Source organism: Rhodocytophaga rosea, assembly GCF_010119975.1.
Taxonomy (GTDB): domain Bacteria; phylum Bacteroidota; class Bacteroidia; order Cytophagales; family 172606-1; genus Rhodocytophaga; species Rhodocytophaga rosea.
The window spans coordinates 4,676,871-4,697,571 of record NZ_CP048222.1; the positions used below are offsets into that span (position 1 = coordinate 4,676,871).

Genomic DNA, 20,701 nt, shown 5'->3' on the forward strand with positions numbered 1-20,701 from the left:
AATTATGAAATACATATCCACTAAGCCTGAAATTACCAAAGAAATGCTGTCAGGTATGCAAGGCGTGATCCCTTCTACCTTGTCTACTGCCAGTAAAGATGGAATTCCTAATGTTACATTTATTTCGCAAATGTTTTATGTAGATTCCAGGCATGTAGCGCTTTCCTTCCAGTTCATGAATAAAACCTGGCGAAATTTGCAGGAAAACCCAGTAGCTACAGCTATTATTACTTCTCCCGATACTTTTTCTATGTGGAAAGTGAAATTGCGCTACCTGGAAATCCAGACAGAAGGACCTATTTTTGAGCAAATGGAGATGCAACTGATGGCTATTACTTCTATGATGAAAATCAAGATAGATTTTGTTATTAAAGCGGCTTTGATCTGTAAAGTGGAATCGGTAGAAGTTATCTATGAAGGAGAATAATTAGAAATGGAAAATATAATAAAGCTTTCTGTTTCTTTCAAGGAGCTGGAAGCCGAAAAAAGAAAGAATGAAATCATCCGGCAACTTTCGCTGGAACTAAGCAAAACTTCCATACTGAAGGAGAAACTGGATAATATTCTGGCTATATTAGATCATAGCCTAGGCCTGAAACATACGATGTTGCTGCTGCCAGATGATACCAGGCAGAGATTAAAAGTATTTTCCAGCCGGGGTTTTGATGAACAAGGGATTGGTGCAGAAGTAAACGTAGGGCAAGGTATTATTGGAGTAGTTGCATTGAAAAAGAAAAAGCTTCGGATGGCCAATATTTCACGGTCCCGCACTTATATGTCCATCATCGCCCAGGGGTCTCAACTTAAACAAGATATTTTCCTGCCTTCACTTTCTAATGCAGAAAGCCAGGTAGCTTTGCCCCTGCTGGTGAATGATGAACTCATCGCTGTACTTTCTGCCGAAAGTGCCGACCTGAATTTTTTTAGCCTGGAAGATGAAGAGTTTCTGATGACACTTTCCCAGTTAATGGCACACTCTATTCAGAATGCCATTATATTGGAACAATTAGAGCAAAAAGTACAGGAAAGAACGGCCGCTCTCGAAAAGCAAAAACAGGAACTAGAAAAAGCCAATGCCAGCAAAGACCGTTTGTTTGCCATTATCGGTCACGATCTGCGTAATCCGGCGGCGGCTCTCCAACACGTAGCTGAACTGATTCAGTATTTTAGTAAAAAAGGCGATACCCAAAAGGTAATTGAAACCGGAAATAATATCGTAAAGGAAGCCAAAACCCTAAATTGCATTATAGATAACCTGCTCAACTGGTCGATCACCCAGACCGGCGATTTAAAAATACACCCGGAGGAAATCTGCCTGGATGAAATAGTTAAAGAAGTGATTGAACTTTACGATGATATTGCCGCAGCTAAAAATATTCAGATACAAGTAAATAACCCTGACTGTCTTGCTGTGTTTGCCGACAGAAACGCTACCCATACTGTATTACGCAATTTAGTAAGCAATGCCATCAAATTTACCCGTCCGGGAGGCAATATCATAATTACTGCTATTCAGCAGGCACAAACCGCTTTGATCACCGTAAAAGATGATGGAGTAGGAATTTTGCCCGAACATATACCTGCCCTGTTTGATTTGAAAGAAAATAAGAGCACCAGAGGCACGGCCAAAGAAAAAGGAACTGGTCTGGGTTTGGTATTAGTGAAAGAAATGGTCAAACTCAATGGCGGCGAAGTATCCATCACCAGCATTCCCAACGAAGGTACCACTGTATATCTGCTGCTTCCCGGGATATCAGAGTAGCATGAAGAATCGCTTATATTATATTTATTGCATCAGGACAACTTTCTCTTTTTTAAAGGAGAAGGTGGTTTGAAATATTATTGATGTAGCCTTCCATTCACGCCTTTCTTCGTTCCATTCACTCCTTTTTCAGCACTGTTCACGCCTTTTTTCCGGAGCTGTATTGTGGCATACCTACTTTTGAATCAAGATAAACGCCACATAATTACAGACATATGAAAACATTAGTTACCGGGGGTACCGGAACCGTAGGCAGCCAGGTAGTTCAGTATCTGCTACAAGAAAACAAACAGGTACGGGTACTCACTACTTCTCCTGAAAATGCCATTCGCTTACCAAAATCCGTGGAGGCAGTGATAGGTGACCTGGATAAGCCCGAAACCCTTGATCAAGCATTTGAAGGCATTGACAACGTATTTTTACTGAATGCCCAGAGCCATACCGAAATACAGCAAGGTATTCATGCGGTAGCAGCAGCCAAAAAAGCAGGTGTCAGGAAAATAGTATACCAGAGCATCCACCAAGTCCGTCAGGCTCCGCATGTTCCTCACTTTTATACCAAAATTGCCATTGAAGAAGCCGTGATCAACTCTGGCCTGTCCTATACTTTTGTAAGTCCTAATAATTTTTACCAGAACGATTTCTGGCTGGTAGAAGCCATAGCTGGTTATAATCTTTATCCGCAACCTATTGGCCACATTGGTTTGAACCGGGTAGATGTACGTGACATTGCTGAAATAGCCGTAAAGGCATTGTATTCAGATGAGTTAAATGGAAAAACGATAGCCCTGGTTGGCCCGGATATACTGAATGGAGCTACTACTGCCCATCTGTTAACCGAAATACTAAATTACCCTGTTGCCTATGCTGGCAATGACCTGGTATCCTGGGCAGCACAGGCAAAACTTATATTGCCTGCCTGGAAAGTAGATGACTGGGTAGAAATGTATCAGTTTTTCCAGAAACAGGGCCTTATAGCTTCGGAAAATGAGCTTTCTGAGCTCACACAACTGTTAGGACGCCCTCCCAGAAGCTATGCCGATTTTATAAAAGAACATAAAAGTACATTTTTACGCAAACCAGTAGAGGCCTAACACAAATTATAATCACCCACCACACAATGAACACTGTAAAAACAACACTAAACAAAGTAGCTAACCCGGCACATATCCTGGAAGTAGGTATGGGATTCTGGGCATCTAAAACTTTACTGACTGCCATCAAACTCGAAGTATTTACCCTCCTGGGAGACAATCTTTTGCATGGAGAAGAAATCAGAACCAGATTACAATTGCATGAAAGAGGCTTTTATGATTTTATGGATACCCTGGTAACGCTCCAGTTTTTGCAGCGGGAAAGAATAGGTTATAGCTCTTTTTATGAAAATACGGAAGAAACAGCCCTTTTCCTGGATAAGAACAAACCCAGCTATATCGGAGGTATTCTGGAAATGGCCAACGACCGCCTGTATAAATTCTGGGGAGATCTGGAAGAAGCTCTGCGTACCGGCAAGCCGCAGAATGAGGTGAAATACACCGGTAAACCAGTTTTCGAAGCCATTTATACCCAGCCAGAGGTTTTACAGCAGTTTATGAATGGGATGGCAGGTGTACAAAAAGGTAATTTTGCTGCCCTCGCCGAAAAATTTCCGTTTGAACAGTATCGTTCGCTCGCAGATATTGGCGGGGCAAATGCGCTGTTGTCTATTTCAGTAGCGACTCAGCATCCACATCTGCAAATTACTTCCCTCGATCTACCACCGGTAGAACCCATTGCCCTAAAAAATGTAGAAAAAGCCGGATTAACACATCAGATTACTGTAAGCAGTTTAGATATGATGAGCCAGGATTTTCCAAAAGCTGAAGTAATCACCATGGGAAATATTCTGCACGACTGGGGCGTAGCGGACAAGAAAAAATTGATACAAAAAGCATATGACGCCCTTCCCGAAAATGGTGCCCTGGTGGTGATCGAAAATATTATTGATGACGAACGCCGCCACAATGCATTTGGCCTGATGATGTCACTGAATATGCTCATTGAGACAGAAGGAGGCTTTGATTATACTCTGGCTGAATTCAACCAGTGGGCTATTGGAGCAGGTTTCCGTTCTACTGCCAAAATCCACCTGACCGGACCAGCAAGTGCAGTGGTTGCCTACAAGTAAATTTGTTAAGCCTGCAGCGATGCGAAATCCTTGCAGGCTTATTGATACACTTTTTGCATATTTTCTATTTATATAATTATATTACCCACAATACTTCAGCTCTACTACCAGCAATTGCACCTTCTTGCCTGATACAGGCTTGCTCTAAAACATTTGAGAATGGAAAATAAATAAAACACCACCTGAAAATATACACTCATCACTAAAACATGTATCGTCAGATGAATAAAACAATCATTAATATAGCTCTGGCTATCTGGACAATCTGCACCATTATCAGTGGAATGGTAGCCTGCAATAATTCAAAATCTGAATCTAAAGCAGCCACCGAACTCAGCGAAGAAAGTGAAGTAAGCGAAACTACAACCAACGAAACTATGGTGAAGCGGGGAGAATACCTGGTTACTATTATGGGTTGCCATGACTGCCATTCACCCAAAAAATTTGGTCCCAGAGGTCCCGAACCTGATCCGGATCGGTTGCTTTCCGGACATCCGCAGGATATGCCAATTGCTAAAGTGGATACTGCCATAGTCGGACCCTGGGTATTATTTAATGCACACACTACAGCTACTGTTGGTCCATGGGGTGCATCTTTTGCAGCTAATATCACCTCTGATGCTACCGGTATTGGTAACTGGACGGAAGAACAGTTTTTCAGGGCCTTACGGGAAGGAAAATACAAGGGATTGCCTAACAACCGGATGCTCTTACCTCCAATGCCCTGGCCTATGTTTTCAAAGCTGGAAGACAATGATTTAAAAGCCATTTTTGTTTATCTGAAAACTGTTAAACCTGTAAAAAACATTCCGCCCGCCCCTCGGCCACTAAGTGAACTCAGTAGTTTGTATTAGGCTGATAATTAGAGTAATAAGCAATAGAATAAGAGAATGGATCGTATATGAACTTAAAACAGCCATTTCATGTGGGATGGCTGTTTTATAAAAATAGCATCAATAATCTTTTACACACGAACATTCAATAGCAGACAAATCATTATAAACACGGTCAGAATTAGTAAATAAATCCGAGGAATATTCTAACTTTATTGTTTGCCAGATTGTTATCTGACAAGAAAGCAGGCATATGCTTCCTATAAATCAATATTGAATGAGTAGAATTAAAGAGTATTTCCGCCTGGGTGAAGTATTTGGTTATTTTTTCAGAAAAAATGACCCCAGCCGCCCTACCAATGTGAACCTGAGAATGATGCATGGAATTAATAAAATTTCCATGATCATGTTTCTGATCGGGATTATATTTATTATCATTAAAAAGTTCTTTTCCTGATCTTTTTTTATTTCCGGCCAATTCATAATTTTAGGCAGGCACTGCTATGGGGTGCCTGCTTTATTTATATGCCAGCTATGAAAAGAATAGTTACTTATCTCTACGTGTTCCTCTTCTTTTGTCTGCTCTCGTCTTGTAAGAAAGAAGATGACCTGACCGGTAGCCTGAAACTTAAATTAAATGGGATGTTTGTTCCAGAAAATGTTTTCTTTCAATTGTATACTGAAGGTTCATGGTCTGTTCCTACAGTTACGCAACCACTCAAAACAGGAAGTTTTAATTCAGGAATGGCCATCATCAACGATCTTAATCCAGGAAATTATATCATTCTGGTGGGTGGTGCTTATTTTTCAGTACAAGTAACTGCTGGCAGGCAAAGAGAATATTCACTTTGATAAACTTATTATAACTTGAATATAGAAGATTTTAGAACCTATTGTTTACAAAAAAAAGGAGCAAGTGAAGAATTGCCTTTCGGAGAAGATACACTTGTTTTTAAGGTGGGCGGTAAAATATTTGCCCTTACTGGCATGGAAAGCAAACCACTAAGCTTTAATGTAAAATGTGATCCGGAAAAGGCAGTATTCCTAAGAGAAACATATGCTTGTGTACGACCTGGTTATCATATGAACAAAAAGCACTGGAACACCATTATTGCCGACGGTTCAGCAGGTTTACGCTTGTTGCATGAATGGATTGATGATTCTTACAATCTGGTGGTTGCCTCTTTGCCCAAAGCCCATCAGAAGGCGATTCTGGAGGAAGAATGATTTATTTAACTCGTTCTTACTTGTAGCTTATTCCTTAAAGGCCGGCCAAAACCTTCTGCCTCAATTTCAAATATATCCCCATCCTGGGTTGTAATGCCATTGGCAAAACTAAGCACCGATGTTCCAAAGAAATGTACGTGTACATCGCCGGGTTGCCGGAACATTTCATATTTAAAGTGATGGTGTTCCAGATTTGCCAGATTATGGCTCATATTTTCCTCTCCGGTCAAAAACTCTTTCTCCCATAGCAACCCGCCGTTGCGGTAAATCCGGCTCATACCAGTTATATGTCCTGGCAGTTCACCCAACAGCAATTCCGGACCGAATGAACAAGGCCTGAGTTTGGAATGTGCCAGGTACAGGTAATTGATCCGTTCCATGCGGTGGTCTGAAAATTCGTTGCCCAGGGCAAAACCAAGCCGCCTGGGATTTCCGTCAGCATCTATTATATATAATCCTACTATTTCCGGTTCTTCTCCACCATCCAGGGCAAAAGCAGGGGAGAGCAGCGGCTGATCAGGATGTACTACACCAAGTCCATTGCCCTTGTAAAACCATTCTGGTTGCGAAGCTGGCGTATTTCCTCTCATCTTTCCGTTTTCCAGACCCATCTGAAACATTTTCATAGAATCAGTAAGCTCCTGTTTGTTCTGCAACTTCTGGTGCATACTATCTCTGGAAGCAGCACTCCCCAGATGAGTCAGGCCAGTACCAGTAAGCCAGGCATGATAAGGGTCGGGATGATCCAGCGGCACTAAAATTTTGCCCTGTGAAGCTATATTTTCATATGATTGATACTGGCCGGAAGCCAGTTGTTTTGCTTGTTCTTCCATGCTGATGTGATTGCCAAGCGCTTTCTGGAATAATTGATAGGTAGAAGATACATCTCTTAAGAACTGAACGGTATCTTTTTCTACAATTCCTACTTTGCGCACACCGGTAGTATCTATGCATTGAATCAGTCGCATAATTATCTAATAAATTAGTGAAGAAAATAAGGTAGTCGTGAAGATGAAAACTGATAAATTCTTATGTTTTTTGCTTACTGATTGATTCCAGCAATCCCCGCATATACCCCAGGGCATATAAACATCCGATGGTACTATAGCCGGGATATTCATTGCTGTCGCCGGCCATGGTTGGTACATGGTCGGGGCGAATCGGGCCTTTAAATCCCACATCTACATAGGTTTTCATAGCCTGGTACATATCAATAATGCCTTCATCATGAAAGGTTTCCTCAAAGTTGAATTTGTTGCCCCGTACATTTCTGAAATGCACAAAATGTATTTTCCCACGTTTGCCGAAATCCTTAATCAGTTCAACAATATCTTCTCCCATCAGGGCAAAATTTCCCTGGCACATCGTAATCCCATTATTAGGACTTGGATAAATATCAAGCATCCGTTTAAAGGCATTGCCAGTGGTCATAATACGCGAAATACCACGAATGCTGTCTACCTGAGGATCGTCCGGATGCATGGCTAGTTTAATACCTGCTTTTTCCGCTTCCGGCACTACTGCTTTTAAAAAATATTCCAGATTCTTCCACAAGGTTTCTTTCGAAACTTCTCCATACTGGGTGAGCGGCAGATTTTGTATGCCTTCATTATCAAATGCGGTTACCAGGGCACCGCCTCTTCCAGGACGGTCATCCTGGGTTCTGTACCAGCCAATGGCAGGCATCCAGTTATAGCAAATGGTATCAATACCGGCTTTTGCCAGGTTTTTCATCAGTGTAATGAAGTTGGATATTTCCTCATCTTTACCGGGTAAACCAATTTTTGTCTTTTCGCCTAAAGCCGGTGGACCTTCAATTACTTTTAATTGCAATCCTTCTTTTTCCCAGGCTTTTTTTACAGCTGCAATGGCTTCATATTCCCAGGGTTTTGCCTCTTTCAGACCTACCATGCCCGGATTGATTCCGCCTACAGCACCCAGTACATCCATCTGCTTGGCTAAGGCTATTTTCTGAGGCTGCATCCCAAAGAAATAAGCCTCGCACAGTTGCATACCAGCATCTTTTAATGGCTGAGAACTAGCCAGGGAAGTCTTAGTTTGTGCGCTACTTTCCAGAGAGATTCCATTTACGCCAGATAAGGCAGCCAGAGAAGCACTCTTTTTAATAAAACTTCGGCGGTTAGGTTTCATAGATAAAGGGATGATATGACTGAGCTGTGTTTGTTATAACTTATCCCGCAGCTCTGCTAAGAAAGATTTTATTTTCTCCAGCGATGTGATCAGCTCAGCATTTTCCGAGTGCTTGGCTGATTTGGCTTTCATAAAATCTTTGGCTCCCTGCAAAGTATAGCCTTTTTCTTTTACCAGATGATAGATCGTTTGTACACACTCAATGTCTTTCTGGGTAAACTGCCGGTCGCCTTTTTTATTTTTTTTCGGCCGCAGCATGTCAAACTCCGATTCCCAAAAGCGGATGAGTGAAGTATTAACGTTAAATCTTTCGGCTACTTCACCGATACTGTAGTATCGTTTTTGAATTTCCTCATTCATACATTCCTCTGGTTAAATGGTATGCTTTTCCAAAGGTAGCACTTATCTGCAATGTTGATATACCTGAAGAATCAAAATATTGGAAGGGTATATAATTGCATGGCTAGCTTAATAGTAAGCATAACTCACTTAATAAGTGACCTTCTCGGGAGGCACATAGAGAAAGAATAAATTACTTCAAACAAATCTTATCATAGAAAATGATAACAGTATACCGGAAAAATTAAAGCAGATAATGTAATAAATACTTGCTGCATATAGCAAAGACAAAAGTGGCTTAGGGAGAGATTTAGGATCAATCTGCGTTTGTTACACGTAAGGGGCAGGAACTTAATTAATCCAATGATAAGTCTTTTTACTTCCCGGCAGTGGTATTCTTCTCTTTAAATGGAATGCGGTAAAATACATAATAGCTCAGGCCCATCATAATATTTTTGTCGGCTTTGCCAAAACCCGGTATGAAAACGGCATCCAGCCCATTGTATTTGCTCTGGGCAATTTTTACTTTGAGCCGGCCGGTAAAACCAATATACACATTACTGAATACATTTACTTTTACACCACCAACGCCTTCCAGCCAGTGTGCCATTCCGTTTTGTTTGGGTGCGGGTTCATTATAACTGCCCCAGTATTCATCATAAATCAATATATTATCAGCGGCAAAACTAAACCGGCTTACTCCATACCTGGCTCCTATAAAAATAGCATCGTCGCCACCTTTCAGCAGGTTGCTCTCTACGCCCACTCGTCCGAATAAGCCATTGCTCGTATAACTATAGTTAAAAGTATCTGTTTTTTCCAGGGTTATGTTGCTGAAACCAGCTTCAGCTACAAATACTACTTTTTTATAGCCTACATCTGCTGATGCCTCAAAAGTTTTGTGACCTTTATTGGTTAAGAAGTAATAGGCGATTTTTCCCAGATCAACGCCGATGCGTACCCCATTTGAGAGCACCGTATCTTCTCTGGCCGTTTGTGCAAAGGCAGTTACCTGTAGTACAAGCAGCAGGCTAGTCAAAATAAATCTTAACATTGGCATTATTGTTCTGGGCATTCACCGAAGGCTGTGTTACAAGTACAGTATCAATATTTTGTCTGGAATGTTTTATTACCCGGAGATTCTCAAATTCCATTTCAAATCCACACGCCTGAGATCTAAAATAAGGTTTACGGGTATAGGTGAAAAAAATTGTATCATTTGCTAAACTATCTCTTACAAATACAAATGTAGACATATCATTTACTTGCGAAAGGGGAATCCGTAAGCCGGCAATAGCAGCTTTGCTTCTTACCAATGAGTCATCTTTCCGAGGAGGCTGCGGGTTGGCACCTATACCATAAATGTGCTTAAAAGCTACAGTAACAGCTTGTTCTTCAGTTCTTTCGGCATCTATAAACCGGGCAAAAGATACTCGCATCACCGGATCGGATACAGTTTCACACTCTTCCCCTACACAAGCATTAAGGAAAACAAAAATAACCAGCAACCAGCAAGAGGTACGCAGAAACAAAGGAGTGAAGCGCATAGTACAATTAACCCGGCTAAATTAGGAAGAAAATCTTTATCTGCCATGCGTACCGGCGGCAGTAATAGGTTTCCAGAACGATAAATAGTAAAATCGTTTTTAGATTTTCATTTGTTACTTAATCTTTAGGTTTCTGAAAGAACATCAGGTGCTGCTGAGGCAGTACATTGGAGGTTTGTATCCATTTCAGGCCTACGGCTTCCATTTCTTTTTGTGCCTGGGCAACAGTCATTTTGTGTCTGGGGCGAATCGGAACATTAGGGTCTTCGGCCCGGTATTCTACCAGGGCTACTCTTCCGCCAGGTTTTAGTGCAGTAGCAATTACCTCCATCATCTCGCGGGGGTGCGAAAATTCATGATAGGCATCTACCATCAATACGAGGTCTACGCTGCCGGCTGGTAATTTGGGGTTGCTGAATGTACCTAATACGGTTTCTACATTGGGCGCTTTATTCTTTACTTTATTTGTTTCCAGCAGGTCTATCATTTCCTGCTGAATATCTACAGCCAGTACTTTTCCCTGCGGTACCAGAGGACTCATGCGGAAAGTAAAATATCCGGTGCCGGCGCCAATATCTGCCACTACATCATCTTTCTGTAAGGATAGGGCTTCCAGCAAGGCATCAGTCCGTTCTTCCTGTTCACGTTCTGGTCTTTCGAGCCATTCAGCACCCGTATGCCCCATCACCTGTGCAATTTCCCTTTCCATATAATACTTTCCAGTGCCATCGGGGCTTTGAGAAGGCTTGTTCTGGTAAATTTCACTCACCGTTTCCGGGTCATTTGCCTCCTGGGTTTGTGCTTTCTTTTTTTGCCCGCAGGCGGCCTGAGATAACCAGATCGAACAGAAAATGATAAACAGGTATAGGCTGGGTTTACTAATTACTTTCATAAGATTTTAGGTTTTATTCTACTGCCCACACGAGAGTTAACAGTGAGATCTTCCTGAAAAAGTCTGATTCCTTTTCTTGTAGAACGATTTTTTTGCGCTATAGTATGCTGCGAATTAATTTTCAATTAAATGTAGGGTATTAAATAACAATCCCGGTAGTCTTCAATTACCGGGATTGTTATTTAAAAATCAGATATAGTTCTCTACACTCAATTCATTCCTTTTGATTCCTTAAATTCTTTGAAACAGTTATTGATGGCTATTACGATTTCATATTCATTCTCTGCTTGTATCACCATTGCCTCCGAAAGTTTGCAATACTTCATAAACTCTTCCAGCGCCTGGTCTTTCAGGCCAGTTAGCCGTTGCACCAGCTGCTGGTTAAACTTGGTTTCATACGATTTCTTTTTATATTCCTGCACCCTCAAAGCCTGCACTTTTTTCTTTTCTTTGGCTTCCCGGCTTACTTTATTATATATCGCACTAAACGGACCCACCACAGCTACCCCGCCACTTGGCATATATTCTACACCTTCGGTAAGTTTAGGCTGTTTAATTTGCGGAAGCTGTAATTCTGGCTCATCAGGCAGTTTCAAGCCCAGAAAATCTTTCTTAAACTGATCTTCAGTAGGAATCGCACGTACGTCTACTTCTTTTAACTCATAAATTTTAGGCGTGAGCTTGATTTGTACCAGTGGACTATTCGATTTAGACGCAGGATCTAATACAAAGTGGTAAACTTCGTAGCCAACGGCCGAGAACAGGATGGTATCCGTACGGTGCATAGCAATGGAAAAATATCCTTTGTCATCGGTAGTAGCCCCGGTTCTGCTTTTAATGTTTAGCACATGTACCCCGGTAACAGGTTTAAGACTATCGGCGCTCAGCACAGTACCAGACAAGGAAAGGAGCTTGCTTTCTGCAGATTGCTGCGCCAGTAATGGCAGGAATGCTCCTATTCCGAAAAAAAGCAGAACAAGTTGGATTGAGAATTTCATAAGCCGGGTGGTTGTATAACCTGTTTACAGTACAGCAAGAACGATACGAATTGTTCCTGCTTCCGCTGAAAACGGAGGTTAATTTATCCTATACGATAAAGATAGAAGTTTATTTACAATATCCACTAACGCAAGGTACGAATGGTCACCCGATTTCTTTAACGGTTACCTGTTATTTTGCTTTCCTATACTTTGATAAAGTCTGTAAGAATAAATAGCTAAATTGCTTCCAGATTATTTAACTATTTTTATACTTGAGCCATACATCTGAACATTCTACAGTTGCCCAGCGCCAGCATCCCATTGGTATTTTCGATAGTGGCATTGGCGGACTTACTGTTGCACATGCCGTTACGCAAGCTTTGCCGCATGAACACATTATTTATTTTGGAGATACCGCACACCTGCCCTATGGTGATAAGTCTACGGCAGCCATTCAGGCGTATTCCGTAAAAATATGCGATGTATTGCTCCGGCAGCAATGTAAAATGATCCTGATTGCCTGTAATTCTGCTTCTGCTGCTGCTTTTGATCTGGTAACAGCCTATATAGGAAGTAAGGCCAAGGCCCTTAATGTAATCGACCCGGTGGTAGAGTTTGTAGGACAACAATTTGAAGGCAAAACCATTGGATTGATCGGCACCAAGCAGACTGTTAATTCGAATGTTTATAAAAAGAAGATAGATGACCTGCAGAAATCCATTGTGCTGCGTTCCCTGGCTACCCCGCTTCTGGCTCCGATGATCGAAGAAGGTTTCTATGACAATAACATCAGTGAAAGTGTGATCCATACTTACTTGTCTGACAAACACCTGAACCGGATCAAGGCATTAATTCTGGGCTGTACACATTATCCACTTATCAAAGACCAGATCAATGCCTATTATCAGAATAAAGTAGAAGTGATAGACAGTTCGCAGATTGTGGCAGCACATGTAAAAGCATTTCTGGAGAAAAACCAGTTACTCAATACGGCTGCTGCGCCCTATAAGAAATTTTTTGTATCTGATTATACCAAGTCGTTTGAAGCATCTACCAAGCTTTTTTTCGGCAAACGCCTGAAACTGGAAAGATATCCTTTGTGGGAGTAGTATAGAAATAAGATTACAGGAATTAATAGCCTATCGGATTTTTCTCCAATGCCGCTCATCCTACCATTCTGCAGCTCCTGGTCCCAGACTATTCTGTTAACACAAAATTAATACGAATCCTGGGTGTAAAATTCTAATTTTACTGCACTGTTATATACCAGCAACTACTCACTTTCAGTTCTAAAATCAGCAAATGGCTTAAATTCCGTTTTGTATGCATTCCCCTATGACCCTTGTAAGCAGATATTTTGAGCGTGATCTGAGCTGGTTATCGTTCAACTATCGTGTATTGATGGAAGCGGCAGATACTTCCCTTCCTCTCTACGACCGAATTGGGTTTATGGCCATCTATTCTTCTAACCTGGATGAATTCTTCAGGGTCCGGGTGGCTTCTATACGTAGTCTGCTTCAATTGAACAAACCCAAAATTAACCGCGAATTAGCCTACGAACCAGCCGTGTTGCTGCAAGAAATATATGCAGTAGTGGATAAGCAGCAGAATGAATATGGGGCTATTCTCAGAAATTCTATTCTGCCGGGATTGCGGGAAAACGGCATTATCATCTATCAGAACGAGCCGCTTACTGAAGCACATCAGCAGGAGGTGAAACATTATTTCCGGAGCAAAGTTTTGTCTTATGTGCAACCGGTATTGTTAAATGAAGCCGGTGCCAGAAAGCCATTTCTGGAAAACCGGGCTATTTATTTTATTGTCAAATTGCGCCTGAAGAATACGCAGGATGGCGAACAGGTTAAATATGCCCACCTGAATATACCCTCTGACCAGCTTCCCCGTTTTGTGGAACTATCGAAAACAGCTGGCAAACATTATTTTATCTTCCTCGACGATATTGTCCGGCTCAATCTGGGCAGTGTTTTTCCAGGATATGAAGTACTGGAAGCTTATAGTATCAAGCTGAACAGGGATGCTGAGTTAAACATTATTGATGAGTTTGATGGCGATCTGAAAGATAAAATAAAGAACCAGCTGAGTCAGCGGGAGCTTGGGCCGCCAGCCAGATTTTTGTATGATGCTACCATGCCGGAAGATACTTTGGAATTTTTATTAGAAACGTTTGAGTTGAGTAAAGAAGACCTGTTTCCCGGAGGCAGGTATCACAACTTATACGACCTAATGAAGTTGCCCAACCCGATCACTCCAGATTTGCAAAGTGCTCCCCTTGTTCCCCTGCTGCATCCAAAACTGGAATCGGTAGAATCTGTATTGGAAGCCATGGAGACACAGGATTATCTGCTGCATTTTCCCTATCATTCCTATGATTATATTCTGCGCTTTTTCAATGAGGCGGCTATAGATCCTCTGGTAGAAGAGATCAAGATTACACTGTACCGTATCGCTGCAAATTCATTTATTGCCAATGCCCTGATTAGTGCCGCCAGAAATGGAAAAAAGGTAACCGTATTTGTAGAAGTGAAAGCCCGGTTTGATGAAGAAAATAACCTGCGCTGGGCAGAAAAAATGAAAAAAGCTGGGATAGATATTATCTATAGTCTGCCTGCCTTAAAAGTGCATGCTAAAATTGCGTTGATACACCGTAAAACCGCTGACGGCCAGATTCAACGATATGCCTACCTGGGTACAGGAAATTTCAACGAAAATACCGCCCGTATTTATACAGATCATGGGCTGCTTACCTGCCACCGGAAAATGACCAAGGAAATGGAAGCGGTTTTTGCGTATTTGTGCGGCGATAAACAAAAAAGGCATTTTAAACATCTACTGGTTTCCCAGTTTAATTTGCAGGAATGTTTTTTAGAAATGATAGACCGGGAAATCAAACAGGCAAAAGCGGGCGACAAGGCGAGTATTATCATTAAACTGAATAACCTGGAAGATGAAAAAATGATTGATAAGCTATACGAGGCCAGCCAGGCAGGCGTACAAGTCGAATTGATCATACGGGGAATTTGCTGTTTGATCCCACAGGTAGAGGGCTTAAGTGAAAATATCCAGGTAACCAGATTAGTAGACCGTTTTCTGGAACATGCCAGGGTATTTATCTTTTATAATGGGGGCGATACGGAAGTATACCTGGCATCCGCCGACTGGATGAAGCGTAATTTATACCGCCGTATTGAAGTCGGTTTCCCGGTTTATGACGAAATAATGAAGGCTGAGTTAATGGAGATTATCCGCTTTCAACTCCAGGATAATACAAAAGCAGTATGGCTGGATACACATCAACACAATATGTCTATCAAATCCGCTACAAATGAAACTCGCATACGGGCGCAGATGGATACCTATCAATGGCTGAAGCAAAAGCAGGAATCTTTTTACAAGCCGGAAAAAATGGATTCTGAGAATCACCTTAAAAACCCTCTTTCCAGCTTGTAAATTTATCACAATATAGATTTCCTTTTAGACAACCTGTTTCTCAGCAACTTCTTTCATTACCGGCAGAATGGTTTTCCAGCCATCCACAGAATCAGTATATCTTTTTCCGCCTTCGGCTACTTCCATAAAGCCTGTTTGTGTAATGGTTAATTCTGTCTGATCAACTGTAGGTTGAATCTGGTACGCAACTGTAAGATAATTTGAAGGGATATCCAGTATGTTCCAGGTCGTTGGAAACAGAGTATATGCAAGATAATTTGGCGCTTCGGCCCGAATAATAATTCCTTTTACTGCTACTATTTCCTTGTCTCCCTGGTCAAAGTAATATTCAATGATACTCCCAGGTTTCCAGTCGGTTTGTACCCTGGCACCAAACATATACTTGCGAATACTTTCAGCCTCTGTAAGCATATTCCATACTTGCATGGCATCGGCATTTATCAACATGCTTTTTTTAATTTCGTTTTCCATCGTTATACTTTTTAACAAAGAAAACCGCTTTTACTGACAACCCTATGTCACATAAGACATGAAAAAACCGCAAGTTTTACATCCTGCGGTTCAAATATTAGTATGATAAATATGATTTTATTTTACAAACCCAAGGCTTTGCTATAGGTTGCCAGGTCTTTATCTCCTCTTCCGGATAAATTAATTACTACTACATCCAATGGCTGGAAATTCATTTTCTCCAGATAGGCAATGGCATGTGCCGTTTCCAAAGCAGGAATGATACCCTCCAGTCTGCTTAATAGTACACCTGCCTGGACAGCTTCCTCATCAGTGATATTATAAAATTGCGCCCGTCCGGTTTCAAACAGATGTGCATGGATTGGCCCGATACCTGGATAATCCAGCCCGGCAGAAATCGAATAAGGTTCAGTAACCTGTCCATCTTCTGTTTGCATCAGAATGGTTTTGCTGCCATGCAAAATGCCTGGTTTGCCTAAAGCAGTAGTTGCTGCTGAATGTCCGCTGGTTACACCTTGTCCGCCGGCTTCAATAGCAATTAAATTCACATCAGGTTCATCCAGGAAATGATAAAAAGCGCCGGCAGCATTGCTGCCACCCCCTACACAGGCAATTACATAGTCCGGATTAGAACTTCCGGTTTTTTCCAGCAACTGGCTTTTAATTTCTTCGCTGATCACCGACTGAAAACGGGCTACCATATCCGGATAAGGATGTGGACCTACTACCGAACCAATAATATAATGTGTGTCTGTAGGATTATTTATCCAATGTCGCATGGCTTCATTGGTAGCATCTTTTAATGTCTGGCTGCCGCAAGTGGCTGGTACTACCTTTGCGCCCAGCATGTGCATCCGGTCTACGTTCGGTTTCTGGCGCTCCATATCTAATTTTCCCATGTACACAATACATTCCAGGCCCATTAAGGCACAAACGGTAGCTGTAGCTACGCCATGTTGCCCGGCTCCGGTTTCTGCTACAATCCGTTTTTTCCCCAGACGTTTGGCAATCAGGATCTGTCCAATGGTATTGTTTACTTTGTGTGCACCGGTATGACAGAGGTCTTCCCTTTTGAGGTAAATATTGGTATTGTACTTTTCAGAAAGCCTTTTGGCAAAATATAGAGGTGTAGGCCGGCCTACATAATCTTTTAACAAATACTGAAATTCTTCCTGAAAGTCTGGCTGGCTGAGAATAGAAAGGTAATTTCTTTCCAGCTCTTCTACATTGGGATATAGCATCTCGGGAATATAGGCTCCCCCAAAATTGCCGTAATATCCTTTTTCGTTGACGGCAAAGGAAGCTTTTTCTTCTAAAATATTCATGCGGAATAGAGGTTAATAGCAGGCTTGCTATTTGGATATATAAAATTTGATTGCTGGCAAAATTACAAGGACAACACCAGTTTTAAAAATAGAGTTTACCCCGTTAGTAAAAGAATGCCTTTTTACTTCAATATATTGAGGTCAAGTTCAAAACCCGGTAATATTTGTCCGCCGGAAAGTTTAGTATTAAAAGAATCTAGGGTTTCGACTTTTTTCCCTGGCCGGTAAATGTACACTTTTTGGTCTTGTACATCCATCAGCCAGGCTAAGCGGCACCCGTTCTCTATCCATTCCTGCATTTTTTTCTGCAAGATTTTCAGAGAATCAGTTTTAGATCGTAGTTCAATCACAAAATCCGGGCAAAGGGGTGGAAATTTTTCTTTCTCTTCTTCAGATAATGCCTGCCATCTATTTAAAATGATCCAGGCAACATCCGGCGAGCGCATCGCTCCATTAGGTAGGATGAATCCTGTAGATGAATCAAAAGAAATCCCTAATCTGGCCTCTTCATTCCATAACTCTAAACGGGCCGCTATTTTAATATTTCTATTTCCTGTTTCTCCTCCGGTAGGTGACATAATGATGATTTCCCCTTCTCGGGTGCGCTCAAAGCGTAAGTTGCGGTTTTCCTGGCAGAAGGCAAATAATTGCTCATCTGTAAGCTGGCCCCACGAACGGGTACTTATTTTATATTCAAAGTCCATAGAATAGGTTGCCTGCTATGGCTGGAGACAAAGTGCTAAAATGAGTGATACGTAAGTAAAGGTATTTACATCTGTGGGATTTGTACGGTTGGTCTGAGTTGTCTGGCAAATGCGTTGATCTTATCAATATCCTTCAGGCCGGGAGAGATTTCAAACTTACTATTGATATCAACAGCATGAATATTTAAACCTTTCATTTCTGTGATCATCTCGGCATGCAGTGGACTCACACCACCACTGAGGAAAAAGGCTTTTTCGTTATCATACTCTTTCAGGATTTCCCAGTTAAAAGATTGACCAGTGCCGCCCAGGGTTGCACCTTTTGTATCGAACATAAAATAATCGCAATGGGATTTGTAATTATTTAACCGGCTGAAATTAAAACCTGGTTCAATAGAGAAAGCTTTAATCAGGGTAAGTCCCCGGCTTCTCAGACCCCTGCATACATCCGGTGTTTCATGTCCATGTAACTGAACCATATCCAACGTATATTTTTTTACTGTTTTCAAAATCAGGTCTGGATGTGCGTTTACAAAAACTCCCACTTTTTTAACATTTCTGGGAAACGTTTTCAGCAGGTCAATATTTAATTCTTCTCCGATGTATCTGGGCGATTTTTCGTAAAAAATAAAACCCATATAATCCGGCTGCACTTTGAGAAGGGATTGAATATTGACACTATTGCGCATCCCGCAAACCTTTAGTTTGATCATGATAGCAAAGTTTAGAAGGTGAAAATAGCTTATATTATAAATAACCTATTAGCTATAAAGTTAAGTAAAATATATAACTTTTTCACTATTCTAATATAATTAATATTATATTCAGTTTCACTTATTCAAGTTTACGGAAACAGTAAGGCTTTGCACTTTTTCAATAAACTCGGCGCAGGCTTTCTCAGACCGGCTGTTTTTCATAAACGTTTCGCCCATTAGAAAACCCTGATATCCATATGATTTTAACTCGATCACAGTTTCCGCCTGGCTGATGCCGCTTTCAGAAACCTTTACAAACTGTGAGGGAATAGCAGCAGATAATTCTTTAGAAAGAGTAATGTCTACCGTAAAATCCTTCAGGTTACGGTTGTTTACACCAATGGCATCCACTTCTGGGGTAATACTTCTATCCAGTTCCTCTTTATCATGTACTTCCAATAGAACTTCCAGTAGTAATGATTTGGCAAAGGCAGCCAGTGTTTTGATTTGTGTAGGAGAAAGGATGGCCGCGATCAATAAAATAGCATCGGCACCAATGGATTTGGCTTCCGTAATCTGGTATTCATCAATGGTGAAATCCTTGCGGAGAATAGGACAAAAATTGAACTTACGGGCTACAGTGAGGTCTTCATTTTTACCACCGAAGAACTGAGCATCAGTAAGAATAGATAACGCCGAAGCACCTGCCTGCATATACCCCACAGAAGTGCGTTCTACAGAGACATAAGGGTTGATCATACCTTTGGAAGGAGATTTACGCTTAAACTCCGCAATAATGCCTGTTTTATCCGGACGTAAAAGGTATTTTTTCAGCGAAACAGGCTGCGTCTCAAAATAGATGCTTTTCTCCAGCAATTTTGTTGGATACAGGCTTTTTCTTTCTGCTACTTCTTTCTGTTTATGGGCAACAATTTGATCAAGTATATTCATAGTTGTCTGGAACCAGGATTTTTAGGATTTAGGGATTAATTGGATTAAAATATTTATTATCTGAGATGATAAGTTAGTTATTATAAGAACAATATTACTGTCATATGATCTAAGGCTAATAACTTACTTATATTCTAATCTCAGTTCATCAATTTTTGAAAGCTCTTCAAAGCTTTTTTGCTTTCCAGGCTTTCTTTGGCAGTGGCTACGGCATCTTCCAGGCTAAGGCTGGGATTAGCGCCATATAAGGCCATGGCGGTATTGGCAATTACGGCTTCATTTTGCGATTGCGTGCCAGAGCCTTGCAATACATCCATAAATATTTTTCCGGCTTCGGCTACGGTGCTGCCTCCGGATAAGTCAGAAGGAAGAAGTTTGTGTAAGCCCAAATGTTCTGGTTGTAATACTTGCTCTTTTAGATTGGAGATCATCTTAAAGTTGCCAGTTAAAGAAACCTCATCATAGCCATCCAGCCCATGTATGATGATGAAATTTTTGTTCGTTTGCTGATACAGATAGGCATATAAACGGGCCAGTTCCAGGCTGAAAACTCCAACCATTTGCTTGTTGGGAAAGGCCGGATTTACCATCGGTCCCAGCATATTAAAGAACGTTTTTACGCCCAGTTCCTTCCGCACTGGTGCTACAAATTTCATAGCCGGATGGAATAAGGGGGCATGTAAAAAACATATGCCGGCTTCTTCAATTTTCTTCCGGATATGGTCTTTATCGTTGGTAAATGTATAACCTAAATATTCCATTACTGTAGAAGAACCACAAGCCGAGGAAACACCATAATTCCCATGTTTCACTACCCGTTGCCCAGCACCAGCTACTACAAAAGAAGCCAGCGTAGAGATATTGAAAGTATCTTTGCCATCGCCACCGGTACCACATACATCCATAGGATCATATTCGGCTAAATCAAGCGCCAGACAAAGTTCCAGCATGGCATCCCGGAAACCTTCCAGTTCGGCTACCGTGATGCTGCGCATCATATACACGGTGAGAAAGGATGCAATTTGTACATGGGTGTATTTTCCCTGGGCAATATCGGTCAAAATGGCTTTTGCCTGGTCTTTGGTGAGCGTTTTATATTCAAACAGATGATTGAGTATTTCTTTCATGGCAGGAATTATAAATTATTAGAAGATTGAAAGATTAGAAGGTTGTTAGTATTCAAGAATGA

General features: G+C 41.4%; 23 protein-coding genes. 10 read left to right on the forward strand and 13 right to left on the reverse strand.

Going from position 1 to position 20,701, the window contains the following annotated elements:
• Positions 1-4: 4 nt before the first annotated feature.
• The 8 genes from GXP67_RS19365 to GXP67_RS19400 all read left to right on the forward strand — a co-directional run bounded on the left by GXP67_RS19365 (position 5) and on the right by GXP67_RS19400 (position 5,989).
• Positions 5-427 carry a pyridoxamine 5'-phosphate oxidase family protein gene (locus GXP67_RS19365; protein ID WP_162444655.1) on the forward strand — a complete coding sequence of 141 codons (423 nt, stop codon included), beginning with the start codon at positions 5-7 and terminating at the stop codon, positions 425-427.
• Positions 428-433: 6 nt separating this feature from the next.
• On the forward strand, positions 434-1,762 hold the full coding sequence (locus tag GXP67_RS19370; protein WP_162444656.1) for a GAF domain-containing sensor histidine kinase: 1,329 nt from the start codon (positions 434-436) through the stop codon (positions 1,760-1,762).
• Between the two features lie 215 nt (positions 1,763-1,977).
• The gene (locus tag GXP67_RS19375) at positions 1,978-2,856 is read left to right on the forward strand and encodes an SDR family oxidoreductase (RefSeq protein ID WP_162444657.1); all 879 of its coding nucleotides are present in this window, start codon (positions 1,978-1,980) and stop codon (positions 2,854-2,856) included.
• Between the two features lie 26 nt (positions 2,857-2,882).
• On the forward strand, positions 2,883-3,929 hold the full coding sequence (locus GXP67_RS19380; protein WP_162444658.1) for a methyltransferase: 1,047 nt from the start codon (positions 2,883-2,885) through the stop codon (positions 3,927-3,929).
• Between the two features lie 221 nt (positions 3,930-4,150).
• On the forward strand, positions 4,151-4,783 hold the full coding sequence (locus GXP67_RS19385) for a diheme cytochrome c-553 (RefSeq protein WP_162444659.1): 633 nt from the start codon (positions 4,151-4,153) through the stop codon (positions 4,781-4,783).
• A gap of 256 nt (positions 4,784-5,039) precedes the next feature.
• Positions 5,040-5,219, forward strand: coding sequence for a DUF6728 family protein (locus GXP67_RS19390; protein WP_162444660.1), 180 nt, complete (start codon positions 5,040-5,042; stop codon positions 5,217-5,219).
• A 77-nt stretch (positions 5,220-5,296) separates the two neighbouring features.
• A complete protein-coding gene (locus tag GXP67_RS19395) occupies positions 5,297-5,614 on the forward strand; it encodes a hypothetical protein (RefSeq protein WP_162444661.1) in 318 nt (105 codons plus the stop codon).
• Positions 5,615-5,629: 15 nt separating this feature from the next.
• Positions 5,630-5,989: an MmcQ/YjbR family DNA-binding protein gene (locus GXP67_RS19400; RefSeq protein WP_162444662.1), complete on the forward strand. Its 360-nt coding sequence runs from the start codon at positions 5,630-5,632 to the stop codon at positions 5,987-5,989.
• A 5-nt stretch (positions 5,990-5,994) separates the two neighbouring features.
• Here the strand turns inward: GXP67_RS19400 and araD1 are convergent, their stop codons facing one another.
• The 7 genes from araD1 to GXP67_RS19435 all read right to left on the reverse strand — a co-directional run bounded on the left by araD1 (position 5,995) and on the right by GXP67_RS19435 (position 11,916).
• Entirely contained in the window at positions 5,995-6,957 is a 963-nt protein-coding gene (gene araD1, locus GXP67_RS19405; protein WP_162444663.1) for an AraD1 family protein, read from the reverse strand.
• A gap of 61 nt (positions 6,958-7,018) precedes the next feature.
• Complete coding sequence (locus tag GXP67_RS19410; protein ID WP_162444664.1) at positions 7,019-8,140, reverse strand: mannonate dehydratase; 1,122 nt, start codon at positions 8,138-8,140, stop codon at positions 7,019-7,021.
• A 33-nt stretch (positions 8,141-8,173) separates the two neighbouring features.
• Positions 8,174-8,500, reverse strand: a complete 327-nt coding sequence (locus GXP67_RS19415; RefSeq protein ID WP_162444665.1) for a MerR family transcriptional regulator — start codon at positions 8,498-8,500, stop codon at positions 8,174-8,176.
• 355 nt (positions 8,501-8,855) lie between these two features.
• Positions 8,856-9,533: a DUF6048 family protein gene (locus GXP67_RS19420; protein WP_162444666.1), complete on the reverse strand. Its 678-nt coding sequence runs from the start codon at positions 9,531-9,533 to the stop codon at positions 8,856-8,858.
• Positions 9,511-10,026, reverse strand: coding sequence for a DUF6452 family protein (locus tag GXP67_RS19425; RefSeq protein WP_162444667.1), 516 nt, complete (start codon positions 10,024-10,026; stop codon positions 9,511-9,513). Before GXP67_RS19425 ends, GXP67_RS19420 begins: the two co-directional genes overlap by 23 nt.
• A 118-nt stretch (positions 10,027-10,144) precedes the next feature.
• A complete protein-coding gene (locus tag GXP67_RS19430; protein ID WP_162444668.1) occupies positions 10,145-10,918 on the reverse strand; it encodes a class I SAM-dependent methyltransferase in 774 nt (257 codons plus the stop codon).
• A 209-nt stretch (positions 10,919-11,127) separates the two neighbouring features.
• On the reverse strand, positions 11,128-11,916 hold the full coding sequence (locus GXP67_RS19435) for a carboxypeptidase-like regulatory domain-containing protein (protein ID WP_162444669.1): 789 nt from the start codon (positions 11,914-11,916) through the stop codon (positions 11,128-11,130).
• Between the two features lie 254 nt (positions 11,917-12,170).
• On the opposite strand from GXP67_RS19435, the gene murI reads away from it, so the two are divergent.
• A complete protein-coding gene (gene murI, locus GXP67_RS19440) occupies positions 12,171-13,007 on the forward strand; it encodes a glutamate racemase (RefSeq protein ID WP_162444670.1) in 837 nt (278 codons plus the stop codon).
• A gap of 214 nt (positions 13,008-13,221) precedes the next feature.
• Positions 13,222-15,366 carry a polyphosphate kinase 1 gene (ppk1, locus tag GXP67_RS19445; protein ID WP_232064504.1) on the forward strand — a complete coding sequence of 715 codons (2,145 nt, stop codon included), beginning with the start codon at positions 13,222-13,224 and terminating at the stop codon, positions 15,364-15,366.
• A gap of 24 nt (positions 15,367-15,390) precedes the next feature.
• On the opposite strand, the gene GXP67_RS19450 is transcribed toward ppk1, so the two are convergent.
• From GXP67_RS19450 to trpD, 6 genes are all read right to left on the reverse strand, one after another.
• Positions 15,391-15,837 carry an SRPBCC domain-containing protein gene (locus tag GXP67_RS19450; RefSeq protein WP_162444671.1) on the reverse strand — a complete coding sequence of 149 codons (447 nt, stop codon included), beginning with the start codon at positions 15,835-15,837 and terminating at the stop codon, positions 15,391-15,393.
• A 122-nt stretch (positions 15,838-15,959) separates the two neighbouring features.
• On the reverse strand, positions 15,960-17,162 hold the full coding sequence (gene trpB, locus GXP67_RS19455) for a tryptophan synthase subunit beta (RefSeq protein ID WP_162444672.1): 1,203 nt from the start codon (positions 17,160-17,162) through the stop codon (positions 15,960-15,962).
• A gap of 122 nt (positions 17,163-17,284) precedes the next feature.
• The gene (locus tag GXP67_RS19460; protein ID WP_162444673.1) at positions 17,285-17,866 is read right to left on the reverse strand and encodes a Uma2 family endonuclease; all 582 of its coding nucleotides are present in this window, start codon (positions 17,864-17,866) and stop codon (positions 17,285-17,287) included.
• A 65-nt stretch (positions 17,867-17,931) separates the two neighbouring features.
• Positions 17,932-18,579, reverse strand: a complete 648-nt coding sequence (locus GXP67_RS19465) for a phosphoribosylanthranilate isomerase (RefSeq protein WP_317170064.1) — start codon at positions 18,577-18,579, stop codon at positions 17,932-17,934.
• 117 nt (positions 18,580-18,696) lie between these two features.
• Complete coding sequence (trpC, locus tag GXP67_RS19470) at positions 18,697-19,512, reverse strand: indole-3-glycerol phosphate synthase TrpC (RefSeq protein WP_162444674.1); 816 nt, start codon at positions 19,510-19,512, stop codon at positions 18,697-18,699.
• 140 nt (positions 19,513-19,652) lie between these two features.
• Positions 19,653-20,639: an anthranilate phosphoribosyltransferase gene (gene trpD / locus GXP67_RS19475; protein WP_162444675.1), complete on the reverse strand. Its 987-nt coding sequence runs from the start codon at positions 20,637-20,639 to the stop codon at positions 19,653-19,655.
• Positions 20,640-20,701 lie beyond the last annotated feature (62 nt).